At 59.3% G+C, this 393-nt stretch carries 1 protein-coding gene; it reads left to right on the forward strand.

Annotated elements, in window-relative coordinates; all coding sequences use genetic code 11:
* Positions 1 to 393 (forward strand): contractile injection system protein, VgrG/Pvc8 family (locus ACW9IR_RS29695; protein WP_457466177.1); only part of this gene is annotated, 393 nt, incomplete at both ends.

Below are 393 nucleotides of genomic sequence, written 5' to 3' on the forward strand. Positions count from 1 at the left end.
TGGAAGAACACGGCATCCTCGCCAGCGATTACCACTTCCAGCTCAGCGCGATTTACCCCGAGCGCATTTACTGCGTGCAGTACGACGAATCGGACCTGGATTTCATCCAGCGCTTGTGTGAAGAGGAGGGCATTCACTACCACTTCCAGCACACGTCCAGCGGCCACAAGCTGACATTCGGTGATGACCAGACGGTGTTCCCGAAATTGGCGCCGGTGGCCTATCAGCAGGACTCCGGACTGGTCGCCGACAAACCGGTGGTCAAGCGCTTCGGCCTGCGTTTGGCCACGCGCACCAGCCGCACCACGCGTCGCGATTACGACTTCGTCAAACCGAAAATCGAGCTGGAAAGCGACGCCAAAAGCAGCGCGCAACCGGACCTCGAAGACTACG

The sequence above is a fragment of the Pseudomonas sp. SDT291_1_S447 genome (genome assembly GCF_054070155.1).